The organism is Rhizobium sp. 2YAF20 (assembly GCF_052114685.1).
Classification (GTDB): Bacteria; Pseudomonadota; Alphaproteobacteria; order Rhizobiales; family Rhizobiaceae; genus Rhizobium.
In genome coordinates, this window is record NZ_JBFRFF010000029.1 from 21,878 (window position 1) to 40,070 (window position 18,193).

The 18,193-nt window shown below is 58.3% G+C and carries 12 protein-coding genes; 3 read left to right on the forward strand and 9 right to left on the reverse strand.

Features of this window, described 5'->3' with window-relative positions; translation table 11 throughout:
- The 8 genes from AB4Z52_RS25590 to AB4Z52_RS25625 form a co-directional block, all read right to left on the reverse strand.
- Complete coding sequence (locus AB4Z52_RS25590; RefSeq protein ID WP_442220709.1) at positions 1–1,425, reverse strand: FGGY-family carbohydrate kinase; 1,425 nt, start codon at positions 1,423–1,425, stop codon at positions 1–3.
- Positions 1,422–1,748 (reverse strand): L-rhamnose mutarotase, encoded by a 327-nt coding sequence (gene rhaM, locus AB4Z52_RS25595; protein WP_442220710.1) that lies wholly within the window; start codon positions 1,746–1,748, stop codon positions 1,422–1,424. The genes AB4Z52_RS25590 and rhaM overlap by 4 nt, the downstream gene beginning before the upstream one ends.
- On the reverse strand, positions 1,745–2,758 hold the full coding sequence (locus tag AB4Z52_RS25600) for an ABC transporter permease (protein ID WP_442220711.1): 1,014 nt from the start codon (positions 2,756–2,758) through the stop codon (positions 1,745–1,747). Before AB4Z52_RS25600 ends, rhaM begins: the two co-directional genes overlap by 4 nt.
- Complete coding sequence (locus AB4Z52_RS25605) at positions 2,755–3,759, reverse strand: ABC transporter permease (RefSeq protein WP_442220712.1); 1,005 nt, start codon at positions 3,757–3,759, stop codon at positions 2,755–2,757. The genes AB4Z52_RS25600 and AB4Z52_RS25605 overlap by 4 nt, the downstream gene beginning before the upstream one ends.
- Positions 3,760–3,769: 10 nt before the next feature.
- Positions 3,770–5,305 carry a sugar ABC transporter ATP-binding protein gene (locus AB4Z52_RS25610; RefSeq protein WP_442220713.1) on the reverse strand — a complete coding sequence of 512 codons (1,536 nt, stop codon included), beginning with the start codon at positions 5,303–5,305 and terminating at the stop codon, positions 3,770–3,772.
- The gene (locus AB4Z52_RS25615) at positions 5,302–5,469 is read right to left on the reverse strand and encodes a hypothetical protein (RefSeq protein WP_442220714.1); all 168 of its coding nucleotides are present in this window, start codon (positions 5,467–5,469) and stop codon (positions 5,302–5,304) included. The genes AB4Z52_RS25610 and AB4Z52_RS25615 overlap by 4 nt, the downstream gene beginning before the upstream one ends.
- Before the next feature lie 631 nt (positions 5,470–6,100).
- Positions 6,101–7,822 (reverse strand): ubiquinone-dependent pyruvate dehydrogenase, encoded by a 1,722-nt coding sequence (poxB, locus tag AB4Z52_RS25620; RefSeq protein WP_442220715.1) that lies wholly within the window; start codon positions 7,820–7,822, stop codon positions 6,101–6,103.
- Between the two features lie 1,345 nt (positions 7,823–9,167).
- Positions 9,168–11,123 carry an oxidoreductase gene (locus AB4Z52_RS25625; protein WP_442220716.1) on the reverse strand — a complete coding sequence of 652 codons (1,956 nt, stop codon included), beginning with the start codon at positions 11,121–11,123 and terminating at the stop codon, positions 9,168–9,170.
- A gap of 376 nt (positions 11,124–11,499) precedes the next feature.
- Here AB4Z52_RS25625 and AB4Z52_RS25630 point away from each other — a divergent pair, with 376 nt between their 5' ends.
- The 3 genes from AB4Z52_RS25630 (at position 11,500) to AB4Z52_RS25640 (ending at position 15,991) form a co-directional block, all read left to right on the forward strand.
- Positions 11,500–12,711, forward strand: a complete 1,212-nt coding sequence (locus tag AB4Z52_RS25630) for a glycosyltransferase family 4 protein (protein ID WP_442220717.1) — start codon at positions 11,500–11,502, stop codon at positions 12,709–12,711.
- A gap of 12 nt (positions 12,712–12,723) precedes the next feature.
- Positions 12,724–13,707 (forward strand): NAD-dependent epimerase/dehydratase family protein, encoded by a 984-nt coding sequence (locus tag AB4Z52_RS25635; protein ID WP_442220718.1) that lies wholly within the window; start codon positions 12,724–12,726, stop codon positions 13,705–13,707.
- Positions 13,708–13,984: 277 nt separating this feature from the next.
- On the forward strand, positions 13,985–15,991 hold the full coding sequence (locus tag AB4Z52_RS25640) for an ABC transporter ATP-binding protein/permease (protein ID WP_442220719.1): 2,007 nt from the start codon (positions 13,985–13,987) through the stop codon (positions 15,989–15,991).
- A 358-nt stretch (positions 15,992–16,349) separates the two neighbouring features.
- Here the strand turns inward: AB4Z52_RS25640 and AB4Z52_RS25645 are convergent, their stop codons facing one another.
- Complete coding sequence (locus tag AB4Z52_RS25645) at positions 16,350–17,690, reverse strand: epoxide hydrolase family protein (protein ID WP_442220720.1); 1,341 nt, start codon at positions 17,688–17,690, stop codon at positions 16,350–16,352.
- Positions 17,691–18,193 lie beyond the last annotated feature (503 nt).

Below are 18,193 nucleotides of genomic sequence, written 5' to 3' on the forward strand. Positions count from 1 at the left end.
TCAAGATCCTCCGGGATGCCCGACGGATTTCTCCGTCGACGATTGATCATTCAGCGCGCGATGCCAAGCTTCACGGTAGGATTTCAAATCCTGCAATTCGATCTTGGCGTATTTCGGAGAATGGACCGACGGCGTGATACCGGTCAGCAACGCTGCCCCGAGGCTGGTGCCGGTGGACCCGGGCAAAGCGATGGCCTGTGAAGAGGTGAGGGCGGAGATTGCCGCAATATAGATCCTATTGAGCGCGAAGGGCCCCTCGACAAGGATCGGGCCTTTTGCGCCGATCAAACTGAGACAGACCTCCGTCATCAATGCTAGGTAAAGGCTGACTGCGGCCATCCGCTCTGCCGGGTTTGTACTTTCGCTGGCAATCCAACGCATTTCCCGGCTGGGAAAGGGTCCCGATCCGGAAACGACGCTGGGCAGCAGCATGAACCCTTTCTCGATGACGGTCCCGACGGCGCTCTCCGCATCCTCGAGTATTACGTCGCCGATCTCGCTCTTGAGAATTTCGAATTCGCGCCCACCCATGAAACGCGACGAGGGCACGGCGCGGCCGAAGGCGTCGACGTTGGCGAGCGCATCTCTTTCCGGGTCGAGATGATCAAGATCACCTCCCACAGCGAAGCTGACCACCCAGGTCCCGGTCGACACGACCGTGAAGGGCGGCTCGCGGCCGATCAGATGCGGGAGGAGGGAGGCGTTGGAATCGTGGATGCCGCAATAGACGGGCACGTCGGCCTCGATCCCGATCACCTCGGCGACCGATGGCAACACAGGACCAAGGCCATCGAATGCTGAGCGCAACGGCGCCAATAGCTTGCGCAACTCCAGCTTGTCGATCAGCGAGGAGTATTCGCCAGTCCTCGGATTCCACAAATCGGTATGGCAGCCGAGCGACGTTACCTCGTTGGCGGCTATCCCTGTTAGGCGCCACGCCCAATATTGCGGATAGGTCATGATGGTCGCGACGTCGGCGAAGCGCTCGGGAAAGACTGTTTTCTGATAGTGAAGCTGCGCTCCAAGATTGAGACCGCCAGAAAGTCTCGGTGAAAAGGTCTCGTCGAAGGATGGCCTCAGCCTGTCATAGGCTTGGTTCACTGCGTCGGGATAGTGATGCTCGTAGTCGAGAGCCGGGAGTGCGAGATTGTCGCTGACGTCGAGGAGAACGGCCGAGGCGCCGTGCGCGGTGATCGAGATGGCATCAAAGCCTGGTTCAGTCGCAAAGGATTTCAGCGCTGCCACGGCGAAGGTCCAAAGCCGCGCTATACCATAATGCGGATAGAGGCCCGATCTGGAAACGGCATTGGATGTACGGACCGCAGCAATTTCGTCGCCCGTTGCCGCGTCGAGCACCACGACCTTGGCGTTGGTCTTGCCGATATCGAGAACGGCGATATGGCGAAAGGCCTTAGGGACGGTCATGGGAGATGGAACACCGTTTCAAGGTCGCTCTGAACGGGCGAGTTGTCGGGATTTGTGGCCATGATATCGGCCATATGGTTCCACCACTTCTTCATCAGCGGATGGTCGGGAAGGGCTCCCATCCTGTGATCCAGCGGCCGGCTCAGCACCCCGAACAGCGTGTCGGTTTCGCGATCGAGATGAATGGAATAATCGCTGACACCGGCGTCGTGAAGCAGGGCGACCAGCTCAGGCCAGATTTCGTCATGACGCCTTCTGTATTCGGCCTCCATCCCCGGGTTGAGCCGCATCTTGAAGGCGTGACGTTCGAGTTTGCCGATCATTTGGAACTCATCGCTTTTACGCGCCGCACGACGATGGGAATGGCGATGGTGACGATCAGAAGCAAGCCAATGAAGATCGACATGACGATACCGGGTACGTTGAGCAGGCCGAGGCCGAAGGTGACGAGGCCCATAACGAAGGCGGCGATGACGACCCCGCCGATGGTCCCCGAGCCGCCGAGGATGGAGACCCCGCCAAGAACCACCATCGTCACCACCTCCAGTTCCCAACCCTGCGCGATGGATGGCCGCGTCGAGCCCAGTCGCGATGTCAGACAGACAGCAGCAATGCCGCTCATGAGCCCAGTCAGGAGGAAGAGGATGAACTTTACTCGCTCGACCGGAATGCCGGAAAAGCGTGCCGCAAAATCATTGTTGCCGATGGTATAAACCTGCCGCCCGAAATTGGTCGCATGCAACACGATTGCAAAGACGACCGCCAGAACGACAAACAGGACGAATTCGAAGGTGAAGGCCCAGACGACATAGCCTTGTCCGAAATAGGCGAAGTCAGGGGGGTAGTTGCCATAGGCCTGGTCGCCAAGGACGATATAGGAGATGCCGCGAAACAGGCTCATCGTGCCGATCGTCACGACAATCGATGGCAGTTTCAGGACGGATACGAGGAAGCCGTTGAACAGTCCGCAAAGCACGCCAACGCAAAGACCGATGGCGACAATCCCAGCCGTCCCGACGCCGAACTGCGCTGCAGCACCCATTGCGGTCGACGCAAGCGCGATGACCGCTGCGACAGACAGGTCAATCTCACCGGCAATGATCAACAGCGCCATGGCAAAGGCGATCATTGCCTTCTCGGTGAAATTGTAGGTCGCGTCCGACAGGTTCCAGACATCGAGGAAATAGGGCGAGGCGATCGAATTGAAGATGAAGATCAGGATTGCGACACCGAGAAGCAGGACCTCCCAGCTGGCAAGAACACGCGTGAACGGCGTGCCGAGGCGGTCCGGAATGATGCGTTTTTCGTGGCTCGTCGCCGGAACGGTGCTCATGCGGTCGCCTCCTTGCCGATCGTCTCCTTGGCAGCCTGATCCCTGAGGATGATGCGGCCGCGGTTTTTCTCGCGCCGGGCGTTGAAGACGACGGCGAGAATGATGACCGTGCCCGAGATGGCCATTTGCGTGAACGGCGATATTCCGATCACCGGAAGCGCATTCTTGATCACCCCGAGGAAGAGCGCGCCAAGCACTGTGCCCGCAACGGAGCCGACCCCGCCGGCAATCGATATGCCCCCGATCACGCAGGCAGCAACGCTATCAAGCTCAAAACCGTCGGCGATATCGACATAGGCGACCGCGTAGCGCGAAACCCAGAGATATCCGCAAAGACCAGCGAGCGAACCGGAAAGCACGAAGGCCAAGAACTTCGTCCAGCCGACATCCACCCCGGCATAGACCGCCGCGACGGGATTTCCGCCCGCAGCATAGGTCGCGCGGCCAACCGACGTGTGGCGCAGGACGAAGTAGATCATCAGGACGATTGCAATTCCGACCCAGGCCAGTACGGGTAGGCCGAGAACGACGGTACGGGGGACATCGAGGAACGTTTCCGTCATCTGGTGGGCGTTGACCCAGGCGCCGCCTGAAAGAACGAAGGCCATGCCGCGATAGATCGTTAGCGTGCCGAGCGTCACAACGATAGGCGGCATTTCCAGGGCCCAGACGAGATAGCCGTTGATCGCGCCGAGAAGCGCTCCGATGACGATCGCCAAGATCACGAGGAAAATCAATGGGATGCCTGGAAAGGCGGCGTTCATCATAGCGATTGCCATGCCGGTGAAGGCGAGATTGGCGGCAACGGACAAATCGATCGATTTTGTCAGGATGACTGTCGTCTGCGCCAGAGCTAGGATGATCAGGATCGAGGTGTCATTGAAGATGTTGACGAGATTGGCCGGCTCGGCGAAGCCCGTTGCCCTAGTGGCAAAGCCCGCAATCATCGCGATGATAATGGCAAGGAGCAACGTTTCGCGTTTTTTCAAGAGTGGTATCATTCGGCCCTCCCTATGCATTGCCCGTGGCGGCGCGCACCAGCGTTTCTGGCGCCAGCGCGCCGCGCTCGAACAGCCCTGCCGATAGGCCTTCCTTCATCACCAGCACCCGATCCGACATGCCGATGATCTCCGGAAGTTCGGAGGATATCATGATGATGCTGAGGCCTTCCGCTGCCAGTTCGCCGATGAATGCGTGCACGGCAGCCTTGGACCCGATGTCGATGCCCTTTGTCGGCTCGTCGAGGATGATGACCTTCGGTTGTGTGGCAAGCCACTTGCCGATCACCACTTTCTGCTGGTTTCCGCCCGAAAGTGTTCCGACCGGCACCGACAGTGACGCCGCACGCAGATCGAGCCGTTCGGCATATTTTCGGGCAAGCGCCAGCTCGTTTGCAGCCTTCAGGAAGCCGCGCCTCGAAGTGCGCAGCAGCGAGGGCAGCGACATGTTCTGGTAAATGGGCATCGGCAACGCTAGACCATGACGGCCGCGCTCCTCCGGCACATAGACGATGCCGGCATGGATGGCATCCTGTGGTGAATGGATGCTGATTTCCTTGCCCTCGAGCACAAGACGGCCGGAAAGCGGGCGCGTGATGCCGAAAAGCGACTGGCAAAGCTCGGAGCGGCCGGCGCCGATCAGCCCATAGACGCCAAGGATTTCGCCGCGCCTCAGCTTAAATGAGATGTCGCGAAATTCGGTGCGGTGACAATAGCTTTCGACATCGAGCACGGTATCGCCGATCGCGACGGTCACCTTGGGGAACACATCCTTGACATCGCGGCCGACCATCATGCGAACGATCTCATCCTGTGGCGTCTCTTTCAGGCGTCCATGGCCAACCGCGCGTCCATCGCGAAAGACGGCAAAGTTGTCGGCGATCTCGTAGACCTCGTCGAACTTGTGGCTGATGAAGAGAATGGCTTTGCCTTTTGCCTTCAGTCCCTCGACGATGCGGAACAGATCGTCGATCTCCTTGCGCGACAGCGCTGCGGTCGGCTCGTCCATGATGACGATGCGTGCTTCGATCGATAGCGCCCGGGCGATCGCCACCAGATGGCGCTGGGCAATCGAGAGGTCCTTCAGGCGTATCGTTGGATCGATGGTGCTTTCAAGCGATTCTAGCAGGGTTCTCGCCCGGCTGTTCATCGTCTTCCAGTCTATCGTTCGCCAGGCTGTACGCGGGGCATGACCAAGAAAGATGTTCTCGGCAACCGTCAACTCGTCGAAGAGCACGGTCTCCTGATGGATAGCGGTTACGCCGGCGTCGATCGCGGCCTGCGCGCTGGTAAAGGTTATGAGCCTGCCGTCGACGAGGATCTCGCCTTCGTTGGGGCGATAGATGCCGGTCAGGATCTTGACGAGGGTCGATTTGCCGGCACCGTTTTCGCCGATCAGCGCGGTGACTTTGCCCGGGTAGAGCGAGATGCTGACGTTGTCGAGCGCCTTCACTCCGGGGAATATCTGCGAAATGCCACGCATTTCCAGAATGGCAGGAATATCGTCTGCTGGGATCTGCGGCACTGGACTTTGCATCGGGGCGTTCATCGGCAAGACTTCAGCACGGTCGCAGTGGGGATCGCAATTGCGGAGACGCTTGAGGTTCGAACTGCCAGCGAAGGTCGTCCACCAGATCGCACCGCGGGATCGACGCCGGTGTCGGTAGCTTGCTCCAGCGCCATAGCGGCGATGACGCGATTGCGTGTCTGCATCGAAGTTCCTCCCTAACTCATCTATTTCGCATCGTCTCAGCAGTGTCAATCAAGAAACGATCAAAAAGCGTCATATTGCGCCGCACAATAATCATAAACGAGCGAATGCGATCGATCATGCTCGATCTCTGGGCTAGGATGAGCGGAACTTGTATCCGTATCGCTCAAAGCTAACCAACTGCATGGTGTTTGTAAGAGCGGGGACGGGTCTGGCCGATGGATGCTAGGAGCTCTGAGTTCATGGCGAATGGCCGAGGTTTTCGGACGAGGCGGGGCTGTCGAGGGCGCGAACCGAGGAACCTGATCGAATTCTAAATGGCAGAACGCCCGCGCAGCCGTTCGAAGAAAACCAGCATCGATATGACGACTTCGGAACCGCGCCCCCCGGCCAAAGAAAACACCTCCGGACGCCGATGGGAATGATCCTGGTGGCAATTCCAGGGTCCGACGCTGAGCGACCAGCACGCTCTGAGTAAAATACCAGCCATCTCTTCAGAGCGCTCTCATGAACCATAACGGATTTCGAAGGTGCAAAAGGATCTACGTGGTTGGCAAACCCTTGGTCGTTAGGCTGATCGGAATTGCCGTCACCAGGTATTGGCATCACTCTCCGCCCAGACCGGCGGCGACCTCAACGTCTCAAGTTCACTTTAGCAAGGTCAACAAGCTGGTTAGCTCGCCCGTCAAGCACGGCCGTCATCATGAACAAACCAAAATTATAGGCTTCTCCAATCGTCGTCTTGGGCGGCATGACAAGTTCTTGTCGGGCGCTGACGACATCCACGAGGGCAGGACCGTCGTGGGCCAAGGCCTCCCTCAATGAGGGTTCGAGATCTCCCGGTCGCTCAACACGGATGCCTTTAACTCCCATAGCTTCTGCCATCGCGGCAAAGTTTGGATTCTTGAGATCGCATCCGACGTCAAGGAAGCCACCAGCCTTCATCTCCATTTCGACGAAGCCCAGTGTGCCGTTGTTCAACACGATGACCTTGACCGGAAGCTCCATCTGAATGAGGGTCAGAAAGTCGCCCATCATCATGGAAAAGCCGCCGTCGCCCGACATGGAAACGACCTGACGGCCGGGAAAAGCGGACTGGGCTCCGATGGAATGCAAGAGCGCGTTCGCCATGGATCCATGGTTGAACGAACCGACTAACCGCCGTTTGCCGTTCATCTTCAGATATCGCGCTGTCCATGCGATCGGGGTTCCTACGTCGCATGTGAAGATTGCGTCTTCGGCAGCCAACTCGCTGACAAGCCGCGTCAGGTATTGCGGGTGGATGGTAGTGCTCTTTGGATCCGGCACAGCAAGCGCGTCCAGATCCTTTCGGGCTTTCAGATAATGGGCGAGGGCGGCGTCTAGGAACCGCCTGTCGGTCTTCTCCTCAATATGTGGCATGAGCAGCTTGAGCGTCGACTTAACGTCGCCCAGGACGCCTATATCGAGACCGCATCGATTGCCGAGCGCCTCGGGTCGGATGTCAACCTGTGCAATAAGCGCCCTTTCTGGATAGAACTGCCGGTAGGGAAAATCTGTGCCGATGAGGAGCAGTGCGTCGCATTCCTTCATCGCGGCATAGCCAGACGCGAACCCAACCAATCCGGTCATTCCGACGTCATAGGGATTGTCATATTCGACGTGCTCTTTGCCCCGCAACGAATGAATGATCGGTGCCTTGAGGTGGGCGGCAAGCGCCACGATCTCGTCGTGCAGACCGGCACATCCGGCTCCGCACATTAGCGCGACCTTGCTTGACGCGTTCAGCATGTTGGCGAGATTGGCGACGTCGGCTGGATCGGGCAAGGCTGCCGGAGCTTTAGGAGTAAGCCAGACAGGTACCTTGGCTTTACTCGGCTTCAATGCCACATCACCCGGGATGACAACGACAGCGACCCCATTCTTGCCGACCGCGACCCGCATGGCTCTCGTCAGTATTTGTGGAAGCTGCTCAGGGTTGGAGACCAACTCAACGTAATGGCTGCATTCTTTGAAGAGATGCTCTGGATGGGTCGCCTGGAAATAGTCGATTCCGATTTCTGAACTGGGAATGTGCGCGGCAATGGCGAGTACCGGAACGCCGCTGCGTTGGCAGTCGAATAGACCGTTTATCAGATGCAGATTGCCCGGCCCGCAGCCTCCCGCGCAAACCGAAAGCTCACCGGTAAGATGCGCTTCGGCACCAGCCGCAAAGGCAGCGCCTTCTTCATGGCGCATGTGCACCCATTCAATCGCCTTCAGTCGCCTCAGAGCATCCGTGAAGCCGTTCAATGAGTCGCCGACAACCCCATAGACCCGTTTCACACCTTGCTGGAGCAGAGCCTCTGCAATGTAGTCGGCAACGGTTCTTGGCATATTGGCGCTCCTCAATTGGCTGACAGTGGGAACCTAGGCCGAGCTCGACGCCTGACAAGGCGAAGCGCTCGGCGCACGCGGTGTTCGTATTGCAATGCTCGCTTGCGAGACGCCAAGCTAAAGCTCGTCGAAGGCTCAGGCCGTTGGCGATTGTGGGCAGCCAACTCAGAAGCAATCAATCGGAAAAGTCCACTCATGCTTGGACAAGGGATTCCTGCGAGAAAACAAAGGTGCCACGGGTTGGGCCACGCTGCGCTTCCTTTTTCAGGATAGGGAGCCGACATCCGGCCCAACGTTTGATACAAAAAACCCGGGCAAGGCACGGTTTTTATTGACTAAGCTCTGCTTGAACTTGAGGGGCGCGCTAAATTAAGGCGAACTTCCAGTTTCTGCCTTCGACGTTGCCTACGCAGCGGCGGTTTGCCGAAATCGTTTGGGACCGAGCAATGTGCAACCGAACCCAGGCGGCAGTTCGGCCATTGCGATCTCCTGCAGCATTCCGAGCGATGACATGTATCCAAAGTGGTCTAGTCGCGCCTGAAGTTCGATTGCCAGTCGTCCAAATACAGCATCAAGTCCGGCAGGATATTTTTTTCCTTCGTCGTCTGAAGGTCGAGGATGTCACCGACACGCTGAACTTAGCGCTCACAGTATCCGGTTGCGACACGGCAAGGGTCGAGCACAAACCGCGCCTGCTTGCCGACAACGGCCCCTGCTACATCGCTTCGGGCCTAGCAAGGGAATTTTCGGAACTAATCCGACCTGGGCGCCCCGTCGGCATTGAGCTGATGCGGTGGGGCTGCAGGGGCAGTCGCCAATATTGTGGAGCCGGTCACGGCCGTCTCGGTCGGCTGCGGTTTCATAAGCCACCATCCCGTGGCGGCTAGCCCAATGACAACGACCCCGCAGACCACCCACCCAACCCTCACGCTCTTATGTGGAGTTGTACGGATATCGACCTGCTTCTTTCCTACGGGCATGTCATCACCTTATTTACCAATGAACGGGAAGCGATGAAGGAAGTTCCGCGGCTTGGGTGCGGTTTCCCAGATGCGTGAGCGCCTGGTCGAGATAGACTACCTGTGCATTCAGCACAGTCCTGCCCTTGGGCGGATTTCGTCGCGCATTAACCCCTCAGCTCGAGCTCATATTCGTGCGATCTGCTTTAGATTGTATCCGGCTTGCCCACGCTCGCCTGGTGCGCAGGGCTCTGCTCTGCGGAGGCTGGCGGCACCGTGCCCGGAGCGTCGCCAGCCACTCCATAGCATCAAAGAAAACTCGTGGCTTCGGTCGCCCAAACATGAGACCGCAGCCCAACGGTCTGATCCGCAATTGGCAATCGCCGTCAGACTGCCCAGCCGGCTCTCAGTCCCTCGAGCACGGCTTCCTCTGCTGTTCGCGGCGTCAGACAGTCCCCGATAATGCGTAGATCGCCGCCGAACTGCGAAAGCTCCGCCTCAAGGATATTCACCGCGTCATGGCCCAGAGATGTAACAAGCGTATCGATACCATCAATGATGATCGGCTCCTTTCCAGTCACATGCGAGAGATAGACCGTGGCGCCGTCGACGCCGTAGAGGTCGGCATAGGGAATGACGTCCACACCGAGATCATGCAGAACGCCTGCCCACTGATCACGAACATAGGCCTGGATGCGCTGACCAGGCATATAGCCATTGACGGCAAGGCGAACCTTGCAGCCCGCCCGCGCCAGCTTCTCAGCTATTCCCATGCCGATCCAGTCACAGCGCCAGTCCACAATCAGCACCGAACTGCCGACGTTGACCTCGTCGCGAAGAACCTGCCAGGCGGTCACCACATGCGCGGTCTCCGCACCAGGAATATCGAGACGCCGAGGCTTGGCGCCCGTCGCTACGATCACAGTGTCCGGGCTTAACCGCTCGATCAAAGAGCGATCAACACGGGTGTTTTTGACTATAGTGACGCCGGCCAGCTCCGCCTCGTGCGCCAGATTGGTGACGATGCCGCCGAACTCGGTTCGCCGCGGTATCAGTTGAGCCAGCAGTGCCTGACCACCCAGGCGATCCGTGGCCTCGTAGAGTGTGACTTCATGTCCGCGTTGCGCCGCGACGATCGCTGCCTTCATTCCCGCGGGGCCGCCTCCAGCCACGACGACACGCTTCGCCACCCCGGCAAACGTCATCCGCCCATACTGCAACTCGCGTCCCGTTTCCGGATGTTGAATGCATGAGATGGAAACGCCCAGTTGGAAATGGCCAATGCAGGCTTGGTTGCAAGCGATGCAGGCGCGAATATCATCAAAGCGACCTTCCTTCGCTTTGGCCGGCATCTCTGGATCGCAAATCAGGGCGCGTGTCATTCCCACCATATCGACATCGCCGGCGGCAAGAAGTCGTTCAGCATCCTGAGGCTGGTTGACACGGCCGGCATAAAATACCGGGGTCGCGACCTGCCTTTTTATCGCGGCGGCCGTCGTGGCACCATATGCGCTCGCAAACGCCATCGGCGGAGCGATATGGACAGCGCCGCCGAAACTTGCCGAGGACCCTATCGTCAGGTTGAAATAATCAAAGATGCCGTCGAGAGCGATAAGGGCCTCTGATACCTCTGCCGCGGTCATCCCGTTCAGGTCGTTATCCGCAGCGCTGAACCGCAAGCCGCAGATGAAGTCCGGCCCTGTTGCGGCACGAACAGCTTCAGCGACCTCACGAATAAAACGCAAGCGATTGCCAAGTGAACCGCCGTAATTGTCCTCGCGCAGATTGACACGCGGGTTGACGAATTGGACCGGCAGATATCCATGACTGCCGACGATTTCGACACCATCGAGTCCTGCTTCTTGCAATCGACGGGCGGCCTGGCCGTAACCCTGGACGATCTCGTCGATCATTCGGGACGACAGTGCCCTCGGCATGACATGGAAACGCTGGTTCGGGACAGCCGAGGGTGCATAGGCGACCGGTGCTGTCCCTTCGCTGGTTTCCATGATTTCCCGGCCGGGATGGAAGAGTTGGCCGAAAACGGTCGCGCCATTTTCATGACAGACCTCGGCCAGCCTCCGGTAGCCCGGAATGCAGTCATCGCTGGTCGCCATCAGCAAATGGGAAGTATAGCGCGCGGTTTCGTGCACGCCGGCGACCTGCAGCACAATCAGCCCGACGCCGCCTTTTGCCCGCGCTTGTTGGTAGGCGATCAGTGCGTCATTCGGCACAAACGCTGTCGGCAATGTTGTGTCGTGGCCCGTTGACATGATGCGGTTCTTGATGACCGTGCGCCTGATGGTGAAGGGCGAATATAGATGCGGAAGGGCAGGGCTCACGGCGCTCTCGTGCTCTCATGTATGGCGGCGAGATCCGAAGCTATAGCGCATCCGTAAGTGCTTCAATGCATATTCGCGCCGTGCCGGATTGCACCCGGGTTGGCGTAAGCATGAGCCAGACGCGCTCGGGGGCGAATTTCCGTCTTCGCTTGATCAACCAATCCTAGAGTAACAACCATAGTGAGCACACGCTAAAGGCATTCCAGCCCTTTGAATCTTTAAGATATTGTTGATTCGATCTGAAAGCGGGATGCCCTCATGCGAATGGATGAATTGCAATAGCGCTGTGTTAGCCCCCTCTATGTATGTCAGGTGCGCGACGTAAGAGACCAATTTCTTTCGTCCGCCCAGATAACACAAGCGGGCGTCTGGTCTCATGCGTCTCATAGTTGTCAATGACGTTTCAACCGTTCGCGGCGGCGCGACCAAGGTGGCATTGCAATGTCTTGAGGCAGGCATGGATGCGGGTCTGACTTGCGCCATACTGGTCGGCGATGATGGTGAAGGTCTCAAGCCGCAGTTCGCCGGCATTCGGACAGTCGCGCTTGGCGAGCGGCCCCTGCGGGAAGGTCCGACTTTCACCGATGTCTTCACGAAGAACTACAATAGGCGCGCCTACGAGGCGATGGAGGGATTGCTTCAGGAATCGGCAGAGGAGACCGTCGTGCACGTGCACGGTTGGTCGCAAATCCTGTCGCCGTCGATTTTCTATGCGCTTGCAAAGCACGAGGCCAAAGTCATCGTCACAGCGCATGATTTCTTCCTGAACTGTCCAAACGGAGGGCTCATCAATTTCCGCAGCGGCGACGTCTGCCATATCAAGCCGCTGTCTGCTGCATGCCTGGCGACCAACTGCGACAAGCGCAATTATTTCCATAAACTTTGGCGTTTCAGCCGAGCCTTGACCCAACAGGGCGTCGGCGAGGAATTCTGGAGCCGCGTCGGCATCGTGCTGGCCCATGAAAACATGGAGGCGCATCTGCGCTCCGGCCCTTTGCAGCATTTCACGACGCTGCGCACGCCGACGGAGCCATTGACGCGGGGGCCGGTGGAGGTATGGAGCAACCGCCGCACCATCTATCTCGGCCGCATGTGCTGGGAAAAAGGGGTGCAAACCCTGGCGGATGCGCTCAACAAAACGGGCAGGACAGCTACGCTTATCGGACGAGGACCGTTGCTTGCGGAGATGCAGCGTGCGTTGCCGCATTGCTTCGTGCCCGGTTGGCTGAGCGATGAAGAGGTCACGAGGCACGCGAGCGAAGCGCGCGTTTTCATCATGCCGTCTCGCATGCCCGAGCCTTACGGTCTGGTCGCGGCCGAAGCATTGATGTCCGGCATCCCGGTGATTGTCAGCAGCAATGCGCTGATTGCGACGGAAGTCGAGAACAACGACGCCGGTTTGGTTTTCGATAGCGGCGATGCAAATTCGCTGGCTGAGAAATTGGCGGCGACAGATGACGACCGTCTTATGCGAAGGCTGAGCGAGGGTGCATTTGCCCTTGGCCAACGGATCGCGCCGAGCAGAGCGGAATGGGGGCTCAAAATGGTGGACATCTATATGGGGCGTAGCAGCTTCTCTACGCATTAGTGGGGGTGGACAATGGCACGTGCCTTGGTGACGGGCGGCTGCGGTTTCGTCGGCCGACATCTTATCCGGCGGCTTCTTGCTGAAGGACTGGATGTCGTCTGCGTCGATTCGCTGGTGGTGGGGACGGGGGCACTTCATCCGGACTTGTGGCAGCGTTTCGCGCGCTCCCGCTTCACATTTCTCCAGGAAGCTTGTCGCGCTTTCTTCGCACGCCCGCTTGAGCATTTTGACTATGTCTTCCATCTGGCGGCCCTGGTCGGCGGCCGCGTGACGTTGGAAACGCGGGCGCTCGATGTTGCTGAGGATCTGGCGGTCGATGCGGAGCTATGGCAGTGGGCGTCACGCGCCAAGCCGGGTTCAGTGGTATTCTTTAGCTCCAGCGCGGCCTATCCAGTGTCGCTGCAGACCGTCGGAAATCATCGGCTGCTAGCGGAGGACATGATCAATTTCGACGCCGCCATCGGCGTACCCGACCTCAGCTATGGCTGGGCGAAACTGACCGGCGAATATCTGATGAAGCTCTATGTCGAGCGCTACGGCCTACGCGCCATCGCCTACCGACCGTTCAGCGGCTACGGCGAGGATCAGGATCTCGCCTATCCTTTCCCGGCGATCTGTCGCCGGTTGCTTGCAGAGCAAGGCGCGGCAGAAGTATTCGTTTGGGGCTCAGGCCGACAGTGCCGTGATTTCATCCATGTTTCCGACTGCATCGATTTCATCTGGCAGACGAAGGAATTGCTTCCCGACGGCGCCAGTCTCAATCTTTCGACCGGCATTGCTACCTCGTTCATCGAATTGGCCGAGACCATCAGTCGGCAGATTGGCTGGCAGCCGGCCGTCGCCGGCCGATCGGGCCATCCCGAAGGTGTTTTTTACCGTTGCGGTGATACGGTCCTGCAACGCTCCTACGGACTAACGCCGCTGGTCAGTCTAGAAGAGGGGGTCGCGCGGACGCTGGAGCATCTGCGAGCAGGCGCCATAGCGCTAGCCATCTGAACAAGGACCAATCAACTCCGCCGCTTTTCCATTTGCCATAGTCACTGCAACTAAATAGTTGCCTATAATTGCTTGCCAAAAGCAACCAAATCGCTCCGCTTTTGCCGGATGAATGACCACGAGGCATGCCGGCGGAAGTTGTTGGTCAGGCTCTGCGAACGCAATGGTTATCCCGTGAGTTCGAACGGCCACTACCTCATTCCCTCGACAAGCCTCCGATGTGATGTTCGATACTGGCATCATGAAACCTTTTGATTTTTAAGCCGTTATTGTGCTTATGGCCGACCCAAAATTCAATCCGAAATCCGTAGACGGCACCAATCCGCAGGCTCCCGAGACGTCGCGCCAGGAGAAGGCATCGACTGTCGAGGCCGCGCCGCCGCCAGATGTCATTGAGCCCGATCGAGAGTTGACGCCTGAGGAGGCTGAGCAGGCGCGCAAGAGGTATTTACTAACGCGTTTCTGGATCAGCGCGCGCGGTTACTGGGGCCGCGGCGGCCACAGGCTCGCTTGGCCGTGCTCAATCGGGCTATTGACCCTGATCGGTATCAATGTCGGCTTCCAGTATGGAATCAATGTCTGGAATCGCGCAATTTTTGACGCCATAGAGCAACACAACGCCCGCACCGTCTACTTTCTGAGCGCCGTATTCCTGCCACTCGTGCTCGGAAGCGTAGTCCTTGTCGTGGCACAAGTCTCTCTTCGTATGACGATTCAGCGCCGCTGGCGTTCCTGGCTCACCGCCGCAGTGATCGCGCGCTGGCTCGCCAACGGCCGTTACTACCAGTTGAACCTCATCGGCGGCGATCACAAGAACCCCGAGGCGCGCATCGCGGAGGATTTGCGGATTGCCACCGAATCCCCTGTCGATTTTATCGCTGGCGTCATATCTGCATTTTTGTCGGCCTCGACCTTCATCGTGGTGCTCTGGACCATCGGCGGGGCTCTCACTCTGACGATCGCAGGTTCGACCATCACTGTTCCCGCCTTCCTCGTCGTCACTGCGGTACTCTACGCTGCGATCACGTCCAGCTCGATAGCGGTCATCGGCCGCAATTTCGTCCAGGTCTCTGAGGTCAAAAATCAGGCGGAAGCCGAGTTTCGCTACATGCTGACGCACGTGCGGGAAAACGGCGAGAGTATCGCGTTGCTCGGCGGTGAAGAGGAAGAGCGCAACGATGTCGACAAGACGTTCGCCAATGTCCTTAAGCAATGGGCGCTCCTTGCACGCCAGCACATGCGCACAACGCTTGTGTCGCAGGGGTCGAGCCTGTTTGCGCCAGTCGTGCCGATTTTGCTTTGCGCTCCAAAGTTCCTCGAGGGCAGTATGACTCTTGGAGAGGTCATGCAGGCTGCCTCTGCCTTCGCCATCGTTCAGAGTGCGTTCGGATGGTTGGTTGACAACTACCCCCGTCTTGCCGATTGGAACGCCTGCGCACGGCGCATTGCTTCGCTGATGATGTCGCTCGACGGGCTCGAGCGCGCAGAACAGAGCAACGCCTTGGGACGCATCAATCGCGGTGAAACTGAAGGCGATGCGATGCTGAGCCTAAACGATCTGTCGGTGTCGCTCGACGACGGCACCGCCGTGGTCAAGGAAACCCAGGTTGTGATCGAACCAGGCGAGTGGGTGCTCGTAGCGGGAGAATCCGGTTCAGGCAAGAGCACGCTGGTGCGGGCCATCGCAGGTCTTTGGCCATGGGGTGGCGGCAGCGTCAATTTCCACGCCGACAGACGACTGTTCATGTTACCGCAACGGTCTTATATCCCTTCCGGTACGCTTCGCCGCGCAGTCGCCTATCCCAGTGCCGAGGATAGCTGGACGCTCGATAAGATCAAGGCGGCCCTCGACAAGGTGGGACTCGATTATTTGAAGGACAAGGTCGAGGAAGACGCGCCCTGGGACCATACGTTGTCGGGTGGCGAAAAGCAGCGGCTCGCATTTGCGCGTCTCCTGCTACACAATCCCGATATCATCGTGCTGGATGAAGCAACGTCAGCACTCGATGAGAAGAGCCAGGACAAGATGATGGAGATGATGATCCACGAATTGCCGAAGGTCACCATTATAAGTGTAGCGCATCGAGCTGAGCTGGAAGCCTTCCATAGCCGCAAGATCACATTGGAGCGGCGCGAAGGCGGCGCAAAGCTTGTTAGTGATATCGATCTTGTCCAGCACAAGAAAAAACGGAACTTGCTTTTGCGCTTTTTGGAGAACCCGCGCCCCCGACCGAAAGGGAATACGACCTCGAGTAAAGCGGCGCTGCCCCAGAATAAAAATTGAAGTCCGCCTGGTCGGGGTTTCCGGAAGGACTTGCGCGAGCCTGCGTTAGAGATGGTCCTGTCGCAGGCACCACCAAGTTGCTCAAGATAGCTTCCTGGGCGTCTCCATCACGAGGCGAAACCATCGATCCACAGTTGAAAGTCCAACGACCTTTTCTGGCGGGGGCCAACTGGACGCCTGCCTTCAAGCTCTGCATCGGCAAACTAACAGATCGATGTGGGCTAGAATCATAAGAAGAAACAAATGGCTACATTCAGTTGTTCATCCACCTTAACCCCATCCAAACTCTGATCGGGCTTGAAAAGCTGGCAGAACCGACGACTGCTGCAATTGTCACTAGGATACTAGGCGAACCACGTTACCGCAGCGGTCGGAATGCGGCCCGCAGCTCGGCCGAGAAGAGTTCAGGCTCCTCCCACGCGGCAAAATGGCCACCTTTATTGACTTCGTGAAAATAACTGAGATTGCGATACGCACGCCGCGCCCATGTCTCCGGAGCTTGGTAGCTCTCACCTGGGAACACCGTGATCGCCACCGGCAGCGCAATTTCGCTCGTTTTCTCTCCGGCTGCCAAAACGGGACTGCGACCGCCGCCATACTCCCAGTAGAGGCGGGCCGACGAGACGGCGCTGTTCGTCAACCAATAGAGCGTGATGTCGTCGAGCACCTCGTCTGGCGACTTTTCCGGGTCGCTGTCCTTGTAGGTCCAACGTGTGAAACCTGGATGCCCGAGCATCCACGCCGCAAGACCTGCGGGTGAATCTGTCAGCCCATATCCGACGGTTTGCGGACGGGTGCCCATCATCGTGGCATAGGACCTGTTGCCCATCTTGGCAGCCGTGCTGAGCGTCTCGAAAGTCGTACGCTCCTTCTCGGTGAGGCCATCAGGCGCGGGGCCGCCCACGGCGAGAATGACGGCGATCTCAGGTGGGACAACGGCAGGCAGGTTGATGTGGATGCCCAGCAAGCCAGCGGGAGCCAGTCGCGCCATCGCGCTTGAGACTGGAGAACCCCAGTCCCCGCCTTGGGCAACGTAACGCTTGTAGCCGAGGCGCTTCATCAGCTCGGCCCAGATACGCGCCGTGTGATCTGGGCTCCATCCGGTCGTCGTGGGTTTGCCGGAAAAGCCATAGCCGGGCATCGATGGAGCAACAACATCGAAGGCGTCCTCAGCACTTCCGCCATGTGCGGTCGGATCGGTGAGCGGACCAATGGCTTTCAGAATTTCGAACACCGAGCCCGGCCAACCGTGGGTGACGATCACAGGCATCGCGTTGGGATGGATCGAGCGAACGTGAATGAAGTGAACGTCGAGACCCTCGATCTCGGTCATGTATTGCGGGAAGGAGTTCAGCTTCGCTTCGGCCTTCCTCCAGTCATAATCGGTGCCCCAATACTCAACGAAAGGCCTGAGTTTTGAAAGCTGAATTCCCTGCGACTGATCGGCGACCGTCTCCTGATCGGGCCAACGCGTCATCTGAATGCGGCGGCGAAGGTCCATGAGGTCTTCGCCTGCAGCGTTGGCGCGGAACGGCCGGATCGCATCTTCCGTAGCGGCCGATGCGAGGTTGGGGGCCAAAACAGTAGCCGTTCCTGCTGCGACCAGACCGATTGCCGCAGACGCGATCAACGTTCGCCTGCCTTGATCAACGATGTCATGCTGATTTTTTGAAGCGGGCTTTTTGGTGGATATGGTCATAGTTTTATCTCCTCTGAACAAAGCGTCTTTGGCAGGGCAGGGAGCAGCTCTGTCGGGACGTGGATTCTTCCTCGCTTCCCGTCGCACCATCCAGGTGTGATGATGTACAATCGCACATCTCGAATTCGAGGGGATGCCTCGGCCGAGGCTGTAGGGCCCCAAGTGCAAACTCAAGACTTGCAGCTTTGTCGCGGGAAAAGAACCGAACAAAAACCCCTGAACCGGCCGTAGCGGGATCCAAATCCTGGCGCACGACAGCCGTTGCTCACTAGCTCTTCAGAAAGGCCAGCAGAGCAGCGTTGGTCGGCGCCGCCTTGGTTATGGGCATGTTTTTGATTCCTCTCTTGAATTGAAAGTCCAACGCTGCTGACAGAATCATTCCACGGCTAATGGGAATCTCGGGTGAAAACAGCCTCGGGCCAGGCTTTATGATATCTTAGGCAAATTCGCGATTGTTCAAGCCCACACGCACAGTCAGACGATCGGATTTCCATTCGGGCCCT

Bases quoted from the DNA above. Each gene is read 5' to 3' on its own strand.
- AB4Z52_RS25590 (WP_442220709.1), bottom strand. From the start codon at position 1,425: ATGACCGTCCCTAAGGCCTTTCGCCATATCGCCGTTCTCGATATCGGC.
- rhaM (WP_442220710.1), bottom strand. From the start codon at position 1,748: ATGATCGGCAAACTCGAACGTCACGCCTTCAAGATGCGGCTCAACCCG.
- AB4Z52_RS25600 (WP_442220711.1), bottom strand. From the start codon at position 2,758: ATGAGCACCGTTCCGGCGACGAGCCACGAAAAACGCATCATTCCGGAC.
- AB4Z52_RS25605 (WP_442220712.1), bottom strand. From the start codon at position 3,759: ATGATACCACTCTTGAAAAAACGCGAAACGTTGCTCCTTGCCATTATC.
- AB4Z52_RS25610 (WP_442220713.1), bottom strand. From the start codon at position 5,305: ATGAACGCCCCGATGCAAAGTCCAGTGCCGCAGATCCCAGCAGACGAT.
- AB4Z52_RS25615 (WP_442220714.1), bottom strand. From the start codon at position 5,469: ATGCAGACACGCAATCGCGTCATCGCCGCTATGGCGCTGGAGCAAGCT.
- poxB (WP_442220715.1), bottom strand. From the start codon at position 7,822: ATGCCAAGAACCGTTGCCGACTACATTGCAGAGGCTCTGCTCCAGCAA.
- AB4Z52_RS25630 (WP_442220717.1), top strand. From the start codon at position 11,500: ATGCGTCTCATAGTTGTCAATGACGTTTCAACCGTTCGCGGCGGCGCG.
- AB4Z52_RS25635 (WP_442220718.1), top strand. From the start codon at position 12,724: ATGGCACGTGCCTTGGTGACGGGCGGCTGCGGTTTCGTCGGCCGACAT.
- AB4Z52_RS25640 (WP_442220719.1), top strand. From the start codon at position 13,985: ATGGCCGACCCAAAATTCAATCCGAAATCCGTAGACGGCACCAATCCG.
- AB4Z52_RS25645 (WP_442220720.1), bottom strand. From the start codon at position 17,690: ATGACCATATCCACCAAAAAGCCCGCTTCAAAAAATCAGCATGACATC.